This window comes from Collinsella sp. CLA-SR-H006 (genome assembly GCF_040097075.1).
In the GTDB taxonomy this organism is placed as follows: Bacteria; Actinomycetota; Coriobacteriia; order Coriobacteriales; family Coriobacteriaceae; genus Collinsella.
This window is the reverse complement of sequence record NZ_JBBNPD010000009.1, coordinates 94,313-111,459: the sequence shown is the minus strand read 5'-3', so window position 1 is coordinate 111,459 and position 17,147 is coordinate 94,313. Positions and strand designations below refer to the sequence as shown.

The window sequence follows — 17,147 nt, the reverse complement described above, 5'->3', positions numbered from 1 at the left end:
GTCGTGCCGGCGGTGCCGCCGTTGCCGACGGCGGCCTGCCAGCCGACGTTGGAGACGTGGGCCTCGACGGATATGGCGTCGGCGCCGAGGGGCTCGCCGGTCGAGGCGTCGGACAGGACGAGGCGCAGCGCCTCGAGGGGGAGCCCCCTGCCGGTCGTGCCGGCGACCTCGCCGCCGGCGACGGCGCCCATCCAGCCGATATTGGAGACGTGGGCCGAGTATGAGAGCGAGACGGGCGCGGCCGCCTCGGACCGGGCGGGCTCCGCCTGGGCGCCGTCGGCCTGCGAGGCCTCGGGCTGGGAGGCGTCGGCCTGCGCGGGCTGGGCGCCGGGGCCCCCGTCGGCGGGCTGGGCCCCGGCGGCCGGGGCCTGCGCGTCGCCCGGGGCGGCGGGGGCGGCGTAGGCCGCGGGCCCGCACAGGGCCAGGGCGGCCGCGACCGCCAGCGCGGCGGCGGCCCCGGAAACTCGTTTCGTGGAGCGTCTCATGGAAAATCCCCCTAATCTAGCAACGGTTTAGAGTCTACTAGATTGGGGGGACGGGAGCCAAGCCATGGTGCGCCGAACTGTTAGCCACAAGATCACCTTAGGCGCCAATGGCCTCATCCGTATAACCTTTGAGTTCCAGATGACCGACATCAATCCACGCTCAGTCGACGCCCGAAACACCTGGCTCGCAGCACTCAACGTTGCCTACAAACATGCTCTCCGGGTCCGCGGTAAAAGAAGGCCCGCCCAGCAAAACGCACGGACAGACCATAGCAGCAGGCAATTCGACGCAAATCGTTTGAGCAGGCGGCGCGCGGAAGGAGCGTATAGGGCGGTTTTCTGTTGGCTGTCAGCCGCGATATCCTCATGGAAACCTAATTGTCGCCGGAATTAAAGCCCCAGGCGCGGGCTCGATATCCTCTCGGATATCTAATCGTCTTGGACTTTTACCTGCCCAAACACAGTACAGCTTTTACGTGCTGTCACACGGAGCAAGGCTCAAAAAGTGTTATCTACAACTCAAGCCTCTAAAGCAGGCTACGCACGGGCCTGAAGGAAATTGAGGTCTAAATAGGACCCTTATCAGTCTTGCTGCGCATCAGGTTCACAAAACTGACAGCAGATTTGCTGGCCTTATATAGCTGATCATCAGATTTCTGAAGGTCATTCTCGCTTAATGAATCAAATTCAAGAACTTCTTGCCCGGCGTATATCAGCCAGCCGTTCTGCGCGAGAGATTCTTTCTCGACATCATTGAGATGTATGTCACCACGTAAATCTAAGGAGCAAAGCGCCTGCAAATCAGTAGAAGGAGTATTTGCAACCAAACCAGCAAGCCTCAAATACTCGTTGTATCCTATGCTTTCCTCAATGAAGGCCGAGAACAGCTTACTTAGATAATCCACCTTTCGTCTGTCTTCAACTTTATTGATCAAATTCAAGGTAGTTTCAAAATTTTCGATCAACTTCTTCTCGTTCTTAGCAAAGAACGAACGACGCTGTTCGTCATCGACGGAATCCAGTCCGACAAGAAAGCGTTCAACCTTATTAAAAAAGAGCTGATCAGGGATTGAAGCCACCGCTTTGACGGCCCTGAAGAATGAAATGCCGTCCAACGTTTCATCAAACACGATGCTTACTGCATCCATCGGCAGCCCCAATGAATCTCCGATACTTTTACAGTTTTCCAAAATAGTCACGATATTTGAAACAATAGATTCCATATCATAATGCGCTCGACTCAACTCATCCATACGCCGCTCCTATAAGTCCAAAAATTTATATCCATTAGATTTCACTGAAGATATGGTTTATTGAAAATCATCCATCCATCGGGGAGCGCCGCCAGCTTTGACGCCCTACAGCCCTATGAATTAAATTCAAACAGATATAACACCACCAAAAACCAATAACGAGGCTAAACCTTCCACCGCACTCGCGGCTCTTGAGCGTACTATGCCGGATCTTGGGATTGCTTCGCGCCGAAGCGAGAAGTACTCGCTCTCGGAGGATAGGTTTGCCCCAAGCCACGGATCAACCCAAATTATCTTTCGAAATGCCCCAGTAGATATAGCAATCGCCAACTCAGGAGTCTACTAGTACACGATTCAGCTGACAAACAAATGTCTATACGGCACTATTAACGGATAACTAGCACTGTTCATCTACAGGAATATCCAGTTTATTCGCCGCGCAAATGCAAAGCTCTTTATCCTCTTGAGTCATCCTGCTCCCAAGAATAACTCGCAACGGCTTGCATGGGCGTTGTACATAATTCATCTCAAGCTCATCTGGCTCTGGTACAAGACGGGCACGATATTCGTTCTCCCGCTCAAACACACTGCCCTTTCTGTAAATTGCCCGTAGATCACTAAGCATGTCATCACTGCTCACATTAAGACCAAGCATCCTAGCAGCAGTCCAAGCAATTTGAGGGTCGCAATTAAATGGTTCGTCATCATATAAAATTGGTAATAATTCAGTGCGCATTCCGTTAGCTATGTTGCAATTGCGAATAGCTTCTCTGTCGTAAGCAAGAACGAAACCCGCTTGGCTTTCGGAATATACATTCCACATATTCGAATCGCTAGGATTGTCCGTTAGGCACAAAATACGACAACAATTTCGGCAGCTATTCTGATGAACTGGGGCAACAAATCCTCCAACAAATAAGCGCAAATTTTTAACAGCCGAGCGAAAAAGACTAACTTTTCCCTCATCGGATAGTATCTCGAACTCATCTATTTTTGCTGGATTAAAAGGAGCCCCCAGAACCCCTAAAACAAACGCAAGTCGTCTAAAATCAATTTGATTTATTATCTTTAACGCTTGTTCATCATCATTGAGATTACTTTCGATTTCATCTATACCATTCCAGTTATAAATCGGTACCGAGTCGCACTGATCGCTGAAAACCTTTGGATGAGAAAATGTAACAGTCGCGTTTTCTAGATCGGCAAAAGCGTATTCACTTGGAGGTCGATAGCGGTAAAGCATTCGCGGGACGAGAGAAGTCGATAGCGCTTCCAGCTCCTTCTTTGCGGAAACAATGGAGGCGCCATCGTTTTGCTTGACAACGAGATTAGCCAGCGTCTCCCGATATGTTTCTTTCTGTGTCAAGCTTAGCACCATGCAATATCGCTTCCCGATCTAGCTAAATTAGATGCAGTTGATTTTATCCAGTGCAAAGATACTGAATGCACATACGAAGCAGAAGTCATGTCTATCAACTACCAAAAAATGATTCCGATTGGAACGTACCGGAAATCGTAAAAGCTGCCAACGGATATATTTATAATAGCCTGAGATGACTAGAGATGAAAACATATAGCTATCAAGCAATCTTATCCTCCGATGAAGACGCCAGCTATGCCATCAAATTCCCTCCCTGTCAGGTCGTTTTACCAATGACGGAGCGCCGCAGAGGCTGCAGAAGCAGTCGAGTATGCAGAAAAGATTTATATGAGCGCGTCAATTAAAAAAGCTCTGTTAGACCAGGATTGACACACATCTGTCCTCACGGCGCCATATCGTTAGCCTCGTAGACCGCGGGGCAGCATGAACGCCGAGGACCTGGCAATCGCCTTCAAACGGGACATGGCGAAGCTGAGCGGGACCGAGCGCCGCCGCGCGATTGAGTCCGTCAGGGGCGTAATCCGCACGGCGGCGTTCGACGACGCGGCCGGCTCTGCCTACGAGGTCGAGCGCAGCCGCGTCTGCCTCAAGACCGCCTACACCATGCGCCATAGGCTGATCGAGTGCCTCTCGGCCCACTGCCCCCATTCAGGGTCAGGCGGGGCTGCGGCGGCGAGCTCGATGAGATCCACTTCCCCGAGTCGTTCAAGGGCAAGGGCAGCCGCGCGAAGGGGTTGTTCGCGATGCCGCATCGGCAGCGTAGAGACGGTAGAATGGTCGCACCGCGATATACGAGGAGGGATGCAGCCATGCCGTCGAACATACCGGCCACGACGATCCGGGTCGACCCGGAGGTCAAGAGGGAGGCCACCGTCATCCTTGACGAGCTCGGCCTGTCCATGTCCACCGCCGTCAACGCGTTCCTCAGGGCGCTCGTCCGGGAAGGCGGGATGCTGTTCGAGATGAAGGTAAAGGCGCCGGCAATCGACTTGAAACGGTAGACCCTTCACGATTAACCCGACCGATCTTGAGCACATCGCCCCCCCCTGCCGGATTCAAACCCTGCAAGGGGGCGATAACTTTGCATTTTCAAAATACGATTGGGCTGAATGTCGATACTGGTCTAACAGAGCCTTAGTTTTTTAGATATTGCGTCAATGTCCATTTCGTCTCTTTTAGCGCTGAATACGATGTATCGGGTTCATTTTCTCATGCCTTATAAGGAATATATGAGACGGCTGAATTCGTAGATGCCTGTTGTAAATGAATGTATGTGAGAAAGCTAACAACTACTTAATAAGAGTTGCGTTTGGCATCAGACAACGAAAACCGTTGCATTTTGTCTCTTGCAACTAAAAGGGTTGCGTTTGGTATATGGCAACGAAAACAGTTGCATTATGTCTCATGCAACTAAAAGGGTTGCTTTTGGTGTCTAGCAACGAAAACAGTTGTTATAATGCGTAAAAAGTAGCAATTGAGGAGCGACAGATGACGGATTATTCAGTGCTGATGCTGGACATAAAGCAATCGAGAAAGCTAAACGAGGCTCAGAGGCAGAGCGCTCAAGATGACCTTCTTGGAGCGTTGAATTGTGCGAACGCTTTGTTCTACGACTCGTTGGAAAAGCCGCTCATGTTTAGCGCGGGGGATGAGATTCAGGGTATGTTTCGAGACCTCCCTAGCGCATTTCTTGCCTATCGCTATTTACGGATTCTCGTGCAAACGGTTGAGTTGCGCGGGGGGATAGGGATTGGCTCCTGGACGACTCGAACGGAATCCTCTCTTTCAACTGAGCAAGATGGAACGGCCTATCATCGGGCTCGGGCTGCGATCGACGCCGCAGAGAAGGATAGATTTAAATCGCTCAAAATATTTGACGAAAAAGGGTGCTCAAATTTATATGAAGCTGCAACAGCTAGCAGCATTGGGATAATCGAGAGACGAAACAAGCCTCAGAAGAGAACGTGTGAAATCGTTGAGTTGACTTGTCCTTTAATATTTGATTTGTGGGCGAGAAAACCAGGACAAACCAATCGCTACAAAGAGGCAATAGCTCAACGGCTGGCGAATACGGGACTCGATTTTCAAAATGATATCGAACCAAGAATAACCGGCATGGAAAAGCCTTTCGACGCGGTGCAGGTGGAGCTTGAAAAGAGCCTTATGGGGATTCCTGGGCTGCTTGAGATTGCGACGGGCGCGTCACGCCAGGGAATCGAAAAAAGCATGCGGAATGCGAGCATCCAACTGGAGAGAGAGCAAGCTGCACTTGCTGTATACGTTTTGAGCAGGGAGGGTGCAGAAAAATGCTGACTCTAGGAATTGTGCTCATCGCTCATTGCATCTTTGATTTCTATCTACAGTCCACAGGGATGGCTGTTCAAAAAGAGACCGATAATAAAGTACTGGTTCTGCACTGCGTGATTTACTGTGTCGGAATTAGCTTGGTTGTTAACGCGATTTACGAAATTGGATGTTTGCAGAACTTAATTATCTTTGGGGTGCTGATAGCCTCGCATTATTTTATGGATGGTCCAGCGAGGCTCTATTTGTGTAAAGGCGGACGATCGCCAATTGCTCGTTTTGCTATTGACCAGATAGCTCACGTTCTAATTTTGACTGCGCTCGATTTCTTCCTATTATTTTGCGCAAGGACGAGAGGCTTCACAGTGGAATTAATCCAAGTTCATTCAGTCGAACTTGCTTGGACGGGAAGCTTTGTTGCGGTCTGCCGTCCTGCGGGGATAGCCGTTTCGAAAATGCTTGAATCTGCAAGAGGACAAAATAGCGATGAAAAAGGCGATACCGTTCATTCAGGAAAGTGGATTGGAATTTTTGAGAGACTGATAGCGGTCGCTTTATCGTTACTAGCTCAATATTCGGCGATCGCATTTGTTTTTACAGCAAAGAGTATCGCTCGGTTCAAGGAGATTGAGAACAACCAGGGATTTGCTGAAGTATATCTTCTGGGAACACTAGCCAGCGTTGTTTTTGCAATGGGCTCAGCGCTTTTATTCAGCTATTTGTTTAGTCTCTGTTAGACCAAGATTCACACGGACGAGTCGTCGCCCCTCCCAATAATCCCAGAAGGGCTGCGGGGCGACCTCCAGGGCGTCCCGCGTGCTCTCGTATGTGCCGCCCGGGAGCTGGGCCTCCGGCGATCCTGAGCACATCGCCCCCTTGCCGGATTCAAACCCGGCAAGGGGGCGATTATTTTGCAATTGAAAGAAGATGGCTGGGCAGAATGTCAATCCTGGTCTAACAGAGCCAATCAAAACCTAATAACAACTCGACCTAGAACCGTTCGAGAATTTCGTCGGCATTCTCTCGCAGCTAGATATCTAGGTCCGGCACGGCAAACTGCACGTAGCCCCTCTGTGGCGCCTGAATAACCTCTCTTTGTAGCAATTTTGCCCTAATGGAGCTGACCTCATTGGTCTTTTTACCCATGCGCCTAGCAATCTCGGATGATTTGGACTGTCGTTTGTCCTCGCACATCGCCAAAAGGTATTTGATATCGTTAGGCCCCAGTCCAGAAATCACGGGCTCGTGAACAACATCGTGAAAACGAGCCTCTGCCAGCGCAATGCCTTCGGCAACATCGCGCTCGCTCACAATGGCACTTTTGGCACGATGCAAGTTGGCGCGCTACCAAATGGAATAACCGACCAGTTGCACCAGATAGACATACCCCTTAGTGGCCTTAGCGGCTCTCGACAGAAGATTGTCCTCTATGGTCAAAACAGTCGCGACAAAGCTATCGCCCATAGAGAGCGCTACCTTCACTTGTTTGCCTTTCTAGGGAATCGATTAATGGTCAATCATCGTTTAAGTTATTATCGCGGACTATATCGAATAATATCGAACTGTATAAGCGTGTATAAACTTATCGCGAAAGTATCGATCTTTCGTAATTTGTCTTAATAAGTAGTCCAACGTTGCTTTCTTCCAAGCTCATAGCGAAAGAAAGTTAAGGACTTCCTAAAAACCATTGCCTTAGACCGAGAAATACTCGCTTTCAGCGGATAAGTTCGGCCCCAACCACGGATCGCCCGTCAAGAAGAACTCCGGCCAGCGCTGCATGAACAGCGCCTGCTCGCGCTTCCAGCGGCGCAGCTTTTCCTCGTTGGCCTCTTCCCTGCCGCGCGAGGTGAACTCGTAGTGGTACAGCTCGGCATAGGGCGTAAAGATGGTGCGGTAGCCCGCCTCCCATACGCGCAGGCAAAAGTCTGCGTCGTTAAAGCCAACGGCGAATTCCTCGTTGTAGCCGCCGACGCGCTCAAATACGTCGCGTCGCACCATCTGGCAGGCACCCGTTACGGCGCTAAAGTTGCCCGGGCGCACAGCGCGGGCAAGATAGCCCTCGCGCTTTGCCGAGAAGTCCTGGTTGGCATGGGCAAGTGCGCCACGCACGCCAACCAAAATGCCGGCATGCTGCACCAGATGATCGGCAAAGTAGAGTTTGGCGCCCACCACGCCCGCATCGGGACGCTGCAGATAACCCATCATCTCTTCGATAAAGTCGGGGCTTATGACCTCGGTATCGTTGTTGAGCAGCAGCAGATAGTCGCCCTTGGCATGCTCCACGCCAAAGTTAATGATCTGGGAGTAATTGAACTCGCCCGGCCAGTACACAACGCGCGCGATGCCCCTGCCTTCGGATGCCGCAGCCACGCGCTCTGGCAGGGTTTCGTAATACGCAAACGTCTCCGGGTCTTCGCTGTTGTTCTCCACCAAAACGATCTCGTAATTGGTATACGTTGCCTTCTGGGCAATCGACATCACGCAGGCGTCGAGCGTCTCAATGTGATCCTTGGTCGGAATCACAATGCTCACCAGCGGCGCAGGCTTCGGCAGCGCATAGTGCATGCGGTAGACAAACGGCGTCTCGGTATCCTCAACCGTTCCGCAAATACCCAGCGCGTTAAAGTGGCGCTGCAGCGCAAGACGACCGGCTTCAATAGCATACGGCTTGCTATCGGCAGAGCCATCGGCGGTCGATCCCGGATGCACGCGCCAGTGATACAGTACGTGCGCAACATGTTCAAACCGCGCGCCCGCCGCAAGGCAGCGGAGCGTCAGGTCGTAATCTTGGGCGCCCGCGACGTCTTCCGGCGACATGCCAATGCGATCAATAAGCGCCTTCTGCACCATCAGGAAATGCGTCACGCAGTTATGGCTATAGAGCAGGTCGACGTTGAGCTTGGTCTTAAAGACCGGCTGGCCCCACTCCCCCGTTTTCTGGAACATGTCCTCGTCGCAGAACAGGACCTGGGGACGCTCGTCCTCGGCAGCCTTGTTCAGCGCGGCAACATAGTGGAACAACGCGTCCGGTTCCAAGATGTCATCGTGGTCCAAGAACGCGATGTAGTCGCCCATCGCTTGCTCAATACCTGCGTTGGTGTTGACCACAATGCCGCCGTTGCCGGGCAGCCCAATGCGACGAACGCGCTCGTCGTGGGTGCCTGCCGCAAGGTCGGCAACCGCATCCCATTCAGGTGAGGCATCCATAAGGAGCAATTCCCAGTTGTCATAGCTCTGGGCTAGCACCGAGTCCAGTAGCTCGTGCAGGTAGACCCGATCAGTCTTGTAGCACGGCACCACAATGCTCACGAGCGGCCTATAGGCAAAGGCCGCCGAAGCGACACGCTGGCACGCCAGATCGCCCGGCTTTGCGCGATGCTGCTCAAACCAACGTCGATAAGCTGCGTCGTCAGCGCGTGCATCCTTCATGCGGTTCCAGCTGTCGTCGACCATGCCGTTGTACAGGCGACCATCCATGGCGCAAAACCCGCTCTGGATCTGCTCCGTAGGATCGCTCACAATCGAGACAAAATCTCGTATATCCCGAGGCATCTCAACGCTCAGATACGTTTTATTGACGCGGCATCCGTTGCACTGCGGTACATCGACCTGCGATTCAAACACATGCATGGTGGCATCGATGGCGTTCATATGCGTATCGAAGACCTGGAGCTCAGGTGCGCACTGGGGGTCTCCCACCCACGTAACCTCATAGCGCCACACCGCGCCGGCGTCTGCCGGTAAATAACGAACGGCATCGATCTCATAGCGACCGCAGCACTCGCCGCGCTGTGCATCGCGAACGAGCGCGCACATCGCAGCCTTTGCTTTGTAGTTAATCTTGGATTCCAGCTTGGCCACGCGGCTATCGAGGCGAATGGAGCCCAACCTTTGACCACCGGATGCAAAGACGACATCCATCGACGAGCCATCCAAAAACGGAAGCACCAGGACGGCGAGCTCGCGCTCGTAATCGGAAACGGAAGGGCAAAGCGCCAGCACACGGTCATGATCGACCGGGAGCACCAGCGACGGCACACAAGAACCGCTCGTCGTCGCGCGGGCAAACGCTTGAGAACCCTCCCGCTCAATAAGCGCGGCGACATCCTGACCGGCAAAACGAAGCAGCACAAAAAGACGGCCCTGACTGCGGCAAAGTGCCAAACGCTTGATACTCATCTACACTTCTCGCTTTCCCAGGGCGTTCGCTGCCATGCGTTTGTAGGCACCCAGGCGCCCAAACCTCAAGACGTCGTAATCGAACATGAGCTTTTTGCACCCACGGGCATTGGGGGCCTTGCTGGTAAGCGCCGCACGCACCATGGCAGCAACAGAAGGAGCGCATTGTGCGAGCGCAGCATCGCTGCCCACGGCAGAACCGGCAAGTGCCGTGGCAACGGCAGCAAACACCTTGCCGCAATCCGAACCCAGCAACCTGAGCGCATCGTACAGCACCAGGTCGCATAGGAAGTACGCCAGGTCATCGGCATACTGGACATCGAGACCGTCGCGCTGCCAGTCAGCCAGCACAGCGGAGTAAATCTTCACATGCTCCAGCAGACGCGTCTCGTCGTCATAGCGCATGGTATCCATGAGCGAACCCTTGCGCGCCACGCGGTAGTCATACAGCTTGCTCGAGATAAGCGCGGTCTTGTGCGAACGACCGTACACGGCAAAATCGAAGACCTGGTCCTCGCCATACTTAACGGTTTCGTCGAACACGATCCCGTTGCCCAGCAAAAACTCACGCTTGCAGGCAGTGCGCCATGCAAAGGGGCGAGAAGCTTCCTTAAACAGCAGGTCGGAGCTATAGCCTTCAAACGACACATCGCGCGGGCTCAGCACATAGTTAAGCCACGGATATCCCGCCTCCAGCGGATACGGATTCGCACCAAAGGTCAACACGTCGCAGCCCTCGCGCTCAAAGGCATCGACGATCACGCGGCATGCATCGGGCGTAAAACGGTCGTCTGAATCCAAAAATGCAACGATAGGCGCCGTGGACGCAGCGATGCCCGCATTGCGGGCGCTCGACAGGCCGCCGTTCGGCTTATCGACCAGCGTAAAACGCGCGTCCTTTTCGCAATAAGCGGCCGCAATATCGCGCGAACCATCCGGCGAGCCGTCGTTGACCAGCACGCCTTCCCAATCGGGCATATCCTGCGCAAGCAAGGAGTCCAGGCACCAGGCCAGACACTCCTCCACCTTGTAGATGGGAACGACAACGGAAATCTTAGGGGTAGCCATAATCACGTGCTCCTACTGCGCCGCCGGCACGTCGTCGGGATGCGGGTTATCGCCGTAGGCGCGCTGATACGTCAGCACGCGCCAAACCAGCGGCAGGCCGCCGATCTTAAAGTAGTGTTTAAACGTATTGAGCTTGCCCGGCTTCTTAAAGTCAAAGCGCGAATCGATATAGGCGCGGGGCGACTTGACCATCAGGCGCAAGTCGGTCTCGCCACGCGGATCAAACAGCGACAGGTCAAAGCGACCGGCATCCCAATCGGCCTTGAGCTCGGACGAGGCTTTCTTCCAAAACTGCTCGCGCAACTCATCGACCAGACGCTCATCATTCCAGCGGTACGTATCGACCTTCATGCGCATTAAAATGCCCTGGAGCTGAGCCTTGAGCTCAGGACGCTCGTCCAAAAAACGTTGCATCTCGGCATATTCGTCGCACACGCAAAACACCTTGTTGGGCGAATTAACGGAGCTCTTCTCGTTATCCTGGCGATAGCACAAAATGGGGTCCGCAATAAACGCGGCGCGCTCGGCGCAAGCCCAAACCTTAAAGTTAAAGCCTGCGTCCTGATACGAGGCACCCGGCGTGGGAAGGAACCGAATCTGATTGTCGTTGAGGAACTCGCGCCGATAGATAGCCGACCAAATGGAAGGTTTGCGGTAGAAGATGCCCGGGCGATCGACAGGGCGATACGCGGCGCCCGTCATATGCTCGTCGATGATCCCAAACAGCTCACGGCGCTCGCTGGGCGTGGACCAATACAGGTAAAAGTCGCCCTTCACCACATCGGCATGCTCAGCATCGGCCTTGGCGACCAGCTTTTGGAGCGAATCCTCAAACATAAAGTCGTCGGACTCAAGGATGCCCACGTACTCGCCGCGCGCCATCTCCAGGCCGCGGTTCATCGAGTCACCGTAGCCGCTGTTGGCTTTGTCGATCATCTTTACACGGGGGTCGCGCTCCATGTACTCGCGAATGATATCCGGCGAGCTATCGGTGGAACCGTCATTGATGCAGATGATCTCGATGTCCTTGAGCGTCTGAGTCACGGCAGAATCGAGGCACTCGCGCAGGTAGCGTTCGACATTGCAAATGGGAACAAGCAGCGAAACTTTAGGGGTATCAGAGTTCTGCAAGAGAACCTCCTGTTGAATAGCGTGTAACAGGGTTATTTTAGCAGCCGGGTTGCGGCGGGCGGCAACGCTTGGAATTATATAAAGCGCTCCAGGCAGGCTTTGAGACCGCGAGTCGAAAGATAGAACAGCGTGGCATCTGCCATCGAAACGCCCGAGGTCGCCGCAACGAGCTTGTGGGCAACACGGCGAACGGCGCCCTTAGCAGGCATATCCGCCCACTCCGTTCCCAAAAACGTCGTGAGGTCCATGTTGACGCGAGCCGCCACGTGATGGAAGTCATCGGCATCCAAGCGCGCCAGGTCGAACACAATTAGGTCCAAAAACCAAGTTATCAGCTCGCCGGGGCACAGGTCCAAAAGACCGTAGGCCGCCCAGTCCTCCAAGACCTCCTCGAGCATCCTCATGTGGGCGTCAAGCTTTTTGGCGCGAGCCTCGGCACTGTTGAACTCGTGCGTCGCCGATTCACTCTCCATCACGTAGTGGTAGAACTTGTCCGGCATGACGACGGTCTTGTGGGCAAGCGCATAAGCCGCAAATTGGAAGACGACGTCCTCGCCCAAAGCCAGACCGGGGGCGAAGCGAATGCCTTCGCGATTGAGCAGCTCGCGCGAAAAAGCCGCACGGCAGGCATAGGGCTGCGCATTCGAATGGAACAGCAGTTGGGGATCACGGGCGCCGAAGGTGCCAGCTTTGGGGCTCATGAGTTGCTGGACGCGTTTGGGGGCAGCATCGGCAGGTTCACAGACGCCGCCAAAAACGGCGGCCTCGGCATCCGCAGACTCCATGGCATGCAGCACGCGCTCGACCGTCTGGGCATCGATGTAATCGTCGGCGTCCACAAAAAAGACGGTCTCGCCCTCGGCAGCATCGATACCGGCATTTCGAGCACACGAGACGCCCGCGTTTTCCTGGTCAATCACCAGTACACGATCGTCGGCCTGCGCGATCTGGCGCAACGCGTTCAACGAATCATCAGTCGAACCGTCGTTGACGCAGACAACCTGAATCGAGCGCTCGGACTGGGCCAACAGCGAATCGAGGCATCGCTGAATCGAGCGCGCAGAGTTGTAAACGGGGACGACAATGGTAGCTTTAGGACACGAGGCCTCTCCCATGCCGACCTACCCCCTCAGCGATTCGATGAGGAAGGCAGCAACCACGCCTGGGCCTCCAACCGAGGCGTAATACTTAGCACGCCCCAAGGCACCATCCGTCGCAAAACTCGGATGCTCGTCAACCCAGCCCTCAGGATCTTTGAGGATGGCAGCGAGATTTGCGCGCTTCCACGGCTTGAGGTCGTCAAGCGAAAACTCCCCCGCGTCCAAGGCCGCTTGGAACTCCTTGGTCATCTGAACCAGGAACTCCTTATAGAACTTAGGCGCCAGGCGCACGTAGTTCCACATGTACGAATCGTACTTAATGAGCTGATTGAACTTGAGCATGCGCGCGACATCGCCGCTTGCGTGGCCGCGGGCATAATCCTCTCGAATCCAACGCTCAATCTCGGCATACTCGGTATTGACGCAAAAGACCTTAGCCGAAGAATTGACCGAGGAATTCTCGTTGTCCTGGCGATACGACAACACGGCATCATGCAGGTAAACAGCCTTATCGGCACACGCGATAACCTTAAAGGCGAATGACGTGTCCTGAAAGGATGCCCCTGGAGTCGGCAAGAACTTGATGCCGTTGCGCTCAAGAAAATCGCGACGGTACACGGCCGACCAAATCGACGGCTTTTGCTTAAAGAACTGCGTCGTGTCGCTCGGGTGCACCGGCTTGTCGCAGTCCTTGGCCTTAAACATCTCGTGCAGCGAACGGCGCTCCTCGGGCTTAGACCAGTAGAAATCAAAGTTCGCCTTCGCAAAGTCGGCATTATTGCTATCGGCGGCCGAGACAAGCTTTTCGAGTGCGTCGGGCGCCATAAAGTCATCGGACTCCAAGATGCCAACGTACTTGCCACGCGCCATCTCCAGGCCGTGGTTCATCGAGTCGCCGTAGCCGCTGTTGGCCTTGTCGATCATCTTGACGCGCCCATCGCGCTCCATATACTCGCGGATAATCGCCGGCGAGTTGTCGGTCGACCCGTCGTTAATGCAGATGATCTCAATATCCTTGAGCGTCTGCGCCAGGGCGGAATCGAGGCACTCGCGCAGGTAGCGCTGAACATTGTAAATGGGAATAAGCAGCGACAGAACAGGGCTGCCAGAGGCGTTAGTAGACAAATGTGCTCCTTAGGAAATACCTGTCGTTTCATGGTATCAAAGGGTCAGCGCGCCAGCAGGCGTTTATATAATCTATGGAGCCTCTTGCGGGCAAAGCAGCCCCACGTCATGCGGCGGGCCCATGGCAGGTTCCTGCGTTTTATTCAAAGCTTGCCGCTAAGGTGCGCCGAGCCTTTACAATAGGACAGTCCCAAGGACGTATTCGATAGCTTCCGTGCAGCGCTCGCCCGCCGCGCGTGAAAGGATATATTGCCCCATGCCTTCAACCCTTCCCGCTCCCATCGATAAGCTCGCCATCGTCGTCGTTACGTACAAGCGTCAGGAACTCCTGGCCAACTTGTTCGACTCCATGACCGAGCTCACGGCAACGCCCTGGCGCATCGTGATTGTCGATAACGAGAATTCGCGCGAGACCGAGGCCATGTGCACCGCATTCAACGAGCGCCTGGCCAACCTATGGGGCATCGACACCGATCAGCCCGATTCACAGGGTAACACCGACCGTGTCATCTACGCCCCGCAGCTCGAAAACGGCGGCGGTGCGGGTGGCTTCTCCGCCGGCACCAAATGCGCCTACGACCTGGGCGCCCAGTGGTTCTGGGTCATGGACGACGACGTGCTCGTCATCCCCGAAGGTATCGAGCGTCTTGCCAAGTGGACCGACCGCTACGATGTCATCCAGGGTTCGCGCCTGGACTTTGACGGCGGCGCCTTCTTTTGGCAGTACCAGCTCATCCTCTCGCTCGGCATCCCCAACCCTGTCGCCAAGTGGGACTTGGGCCCCGAGGGCTACCGCGCCATGAACCAGCTGTGCTTTGAGGGCGGCATGTTCTCACGCCGCGTAGTCGACAAGATCGGCCTGCCCGATGCGCGCTTCTTTATCTACGGCGACGATGCCTGCTACGGCTACGTAGCCAGCCAACACTTCCCCGCCGCCGTGGTCGCCGACGTGGTGCTCAAGCGCGCCCGCGCCGTCTCCAACTGGGATATCGCCGGCAAGCGCCAGCTCAACTCCACGAGCGACACCAACCGCTACTACATCATGCGCAACCGCGGTTATCTGGCCCGCTACATGCAGATCTATGGCGACTATCACCCCATGCTGTTCCGTCTGGGCAACGCCGCGACCTTCTGCAAGGAGTTCATTCGCCTGGCCGCCGTTGACAAGTGCTTTAAGACCGGTATTCCGGCGCTGCGCCGTGGCATGAAGGACGCCCGCAAGATCGTCAAGGATCCTAACTGGAAGCCCATGCCGCCTATGAAGAACACCGAGTAACGGAAGCCGGAAACACCTCGGCGCTTAAAGCCGCTGGCACACCGCCGTCACGCGCCGCCCATCAAAACCGAACCCCCAGCGCATGCGACCCACGCCGGGGCGCGGCACACGGATATCGTCGATGCCGTCGCGCTCTATGTCGAGTAGCGACTGCACGGCCAGCAATTCCAACCCCAGCGCATCCACATCGGGGTCATACATCATATTGATCGTTATAAGCGGGCGCTCGTCCAGCATGCCAATCGTGTCTGCTACGTCGAGCACAGTGCCCGTAGGGAAAACCTGGATGTCCCAGCGACTCGCGCCACACTTTCGCCTCGAGGCAGGATTGGCATAGCCCGGCAAGCCAAAGCAGAGCCCCTGCAAGAGCAGATGATATGGCAGCGGCGTATCCGGGTCGATCTCACCGATTCCCGCATCCCCCAGGATGCGACTTAGCGCCCGCCTCACGGTATCCTCGTTCCCACGGCACAGCCCGTCGCGAAACGCATCGACGTCTCGAATGTCTTCGGCAGCGCACTCAAACCACTCAACAATCACTAGACGCAAGGCCTGGCGAAGCTCGTTATTGGGCAATCGCAAAGCACGGAGCCGATCGCCATGCTCTGGCTCCTCAGTCATATCCGTCGTGAGAAAACCGGACAGATACAGCGCTGTCCACATGCCATCGTCAGGCGAGACATCTGGCTCTGCAGTGCCCAAACAAAGCGGGACCTCAGCACACCCATGGGCCTCGAGCAAATCAAACAAGACCGAAAGGCGGTCGAGATTCCACCCGGCAACTACCCTACTCAGGCAATCCGCATACCCATACAGATCGGCGCGCACAGGCGCCGTGCAACCTCGGTCCAGAAAACCGATCACACGCGCTGGACTCGAGCAATAGGCCCTACCAAACCGATATCCCTCGAGCCATTCACGCGCATCATCCAGGCATTCCTCGCGTCCAGCATGACTCAACAGAGCCTGGACCTCGGCATCCGAAAAGCCGAACCAACGGTCACACCACGCCGACAGCGGCGTCGTCAGACAATACGAGCAGCCGCGCGAAGAAAGCGCCGCTTCGGCAGGACCGGGGCACTCCCCCATCAGACACGTCAGCCGCAACGAATCGCGCGCAGTGGCAATGGCGTCGAACAGCACGCGATCGAATAGCCCTGCCGGATCGGCGTCGGAAGCGTCCCTCGCGCTCGCACGGCGAGACCACGCCGCATCGTACCCATCAACGAGCAATACAACCTGCTCATCGCAGGCCATCTCCAGCAGCTCAATGAGCACGCCAAGCACCGAGGTGACCTCGTCCTCGCTCGCCACGCCACGCGCAACGCGTTCGATGTGACGCACCTTGTCTCGAGCTAAATCCGGAGCCTCCAAAAGCGCCAGCAGACGGGCGCACTCGCCCGAAAGGGCATCGCGCACGACGCCGGCAATAGCGGCGCCACGCCTCGCAGCGCCAGAAAAGTCCAGCGATATCACCGGATAGCAAGCGTACTCATCCCGATAGCGCCCGCCGTCTGCATCCCAAATCTGAGCATCGGCAAACAAACGCTGACCAGCGCGACCGACCGCTGGACGCTCCAGAAAAGCCCTGAGCATCGACAAGTTCATGCTCTTGCCAAAACCCACGGGTCGACAGCACACCACAGCGGACGCGTCGCAGTCCAACACATCGGCAATAAACATGGTCTTGTCGACCAGCGTGCAGCAACCAAGAGCCTCCGCATAGTCGTGCATGCCAATGGGCAAAACCGCATCGTCGGCACAGCCGATCAAACGCACGCCAAAGCCGGCAGCACAACCATTATTTGCCTGTTCAGACACCAAAACGTTCCCCCTAAATCGCAG

Annotated in this window: 13 protein-coding genes and 1 pseudogene; 4 read left to right on the top strand and 10 right to left on the bottom strand. The window is 55.2% G+C overall.

The features are described 5' to 3' along the window. The 3 genes and pseudogenes from AAA069_RS06620 to AAA069_RS06610 all read right to left on the bottom strand — a co-directional run. Positions 1 to 485, bottom strand: a pseudogene (locus tag AAA069_RS06620) (hypothetical protein); the annotation flags it as partial. A 566-nt stretch (positions 486 to 1,051) separates the two neighbouring features. Then, positions 1,052 to 1,738, bottom strand: coding sequence for a hypothetical protein (locus tag AAA069_RS06615; RefSeq protein ID WP_349127890.1), 687 nt, complete (start codon positions 1,736 to 1,738; stop codon positions 1,052 to 1,054). Positions 1,739 to 2,135: 397 nt separating this feature from the next. Then, on the bottom strand, positions 2,136 to 3,104 hold the full coding sequence (locus tag AAA069_RS06610; protein WP_349127889.1) for a DUF2971 domain-containing protein: 969 nt from the start codon (positions 3,102 to 3,104) through the stop codon (positions 2,136 to 2,138). A gap of 824 nt (positions 3,105 to 3,928) precedes the next feature. Here AAA069_RS06610 and AAA069_RS06605 point away from each other — a divergent pair. The 3 genes from AAA069_RS06605 (at position 3,929) to AAA069_RS06595 (ending at position 6,160) form a co-directional block, all read left to right on the top strand. Further along, positions 3,929 to 4,120: a type II toxin-antitoxin system RelB/DinJ family antitoxin gene (locus AAA069_RS06605; RefSeq protein WP_195568782.1), complete on the top strand. Its 192-nt coding sequence runs from the start codon at positions 3,929 to 3,931 to the stop codon at positions 4,118 to 4,120. 487 nt (positions 4,121 to 4,607) lie between these two features. After that, positions 4,608 to 5,432 (top strand): SatD family protein, encoded by an 825-nt coding sequence (locus tag AAA069_RS06600; RefSeq protein WP_349127888.1) that lies wholly within the window; start codon positions 4,608 to 4,610, stop codon positions 5,430 to 5,432. Then, positions 5,426 to 6,160 (top strand): DUF3307 domain-containing protein, encoded by a 735-nt coding sequence (locus tag AAA069_RS06595; protein ID WP_349127887.1) that lies wholly within the window; start codon positions 5,426 to 5,428, stop codon positions 6,158 to 6,160. The genes AAA069_RS06600 and AAA069_RS06595 overlap by 7 nt, the downstream gene beginning before the upstream one ends. A 292-nt stretch (positions 6,161 to 6,452) precedes the next feature. Here the strand turns inward: AAA069_RS06595 and AAA069_RS06590 are convergent, their stop codons facing one another. From AAA069_RS06590 to AAA069_RS06565, 6 genes are all read right to left on the bottom strand, one after another. Next, entirely contained in the window at positions 6,453 to 6,734 is a 282-nt protein-coding gene (locus AAA069_RS06590; protein ID WP_349127886.1) for a hypothetical protein, read from the bottom strand. 381 nt (positions 6,735 to 7,115) lie between these two features. Next, positions 7,116 to 9,602 (bottom strand): glycosyltransferase family 2 protein, encoded by a 2,487-nt coding sequence (locus AAA069_RS06585; RefSeq protein ID WP_349127885.1) that lies wholly within the window; start codon positions 9,600 to 9,602, stop codon positions 7,116 to 7,118. Continuing rightward, positions 9,603 to 10,670 (bottom strand): glycosyltransferase, encoded by a 1,068-nt coding sequence (locus tag AAA069_RS06580; RefSeq protein WP_349127884.1) that lies wholly within the window; start codon positions 10,668 to 10,670, stop codon positions 9,603 to 9,605. A gap of 12 nt (positions 10,671 to 10,682) precedes the next feature. Further along, the gene (locus tag AAA069_RS06575) at positions 10,683 to 11,801 is read right to left on the bottom strand and encodes a glycosyltransferase family 2 protein (protein WP_349127883.1); all 1,119 of its coding nucleotides are present in this window, start codon (positions 11,799 to 11,801) and stop codon (positions 10,683 to 10,685) included. Positions 11,802 to 11,875: 74 nt separating this feature from the next. Then, entirely contained in the window at positions 11,876 to 12,916 is a 1,041-nt protein-coding gene (locus AAA069_RS06570) for a glycosyltransferase family 2 protein (protein ID WP_349127882.1), read from the bottom strand. Between the two features lie 6 nt (positions 12,917 to 12,922). After that, positions 12,923 to 14,026 (bottom strand): glycosyltransferase, encoded by a 1,104-nt coding sequence (locus AAA069_RS06565; protein WP_349127881.1) that lies wholly within the window; start codon positions 14,024 to 14,026, stop codon positions 12,923 to 12,925. A gap of 256 nt (positions 14,027 to 14,282) precedes the next feature. Between AAA069_RS06565 and AAA069_RS06560 the strand changes: the two genes are divergently transcribed. After that, complete coding sequence (locus AAA069_RS06560; RefSeq protein WP_349127880.1) at positions 14,283 to 15,302, top strand: glycosyltransferase; 1,020 nt, start codon at positions 14,283 to 14,285, stop codon at positions 15,300 to 15,302. A gap of 24 nt (positions 15,303 to 15,326) precedes the next feature. Here the strand turns inward: AAA069_RS06560 and AAA069_RS06555 are convergent, their stop codons facing one another. After that, on the bottom strand, positions 15,327 to 17,123 hold the full coding sequence (locus tag AAA069_RS06555) for an AAA family ATPase (protein WP_349127879.1): 1,797 nt from the start codon (positions 17,121 to 17,123) through the stop codon (positions 15,327 to 15,329). Positions 17,124 to 17,147 lie beyond the last annotated feature (24 nt).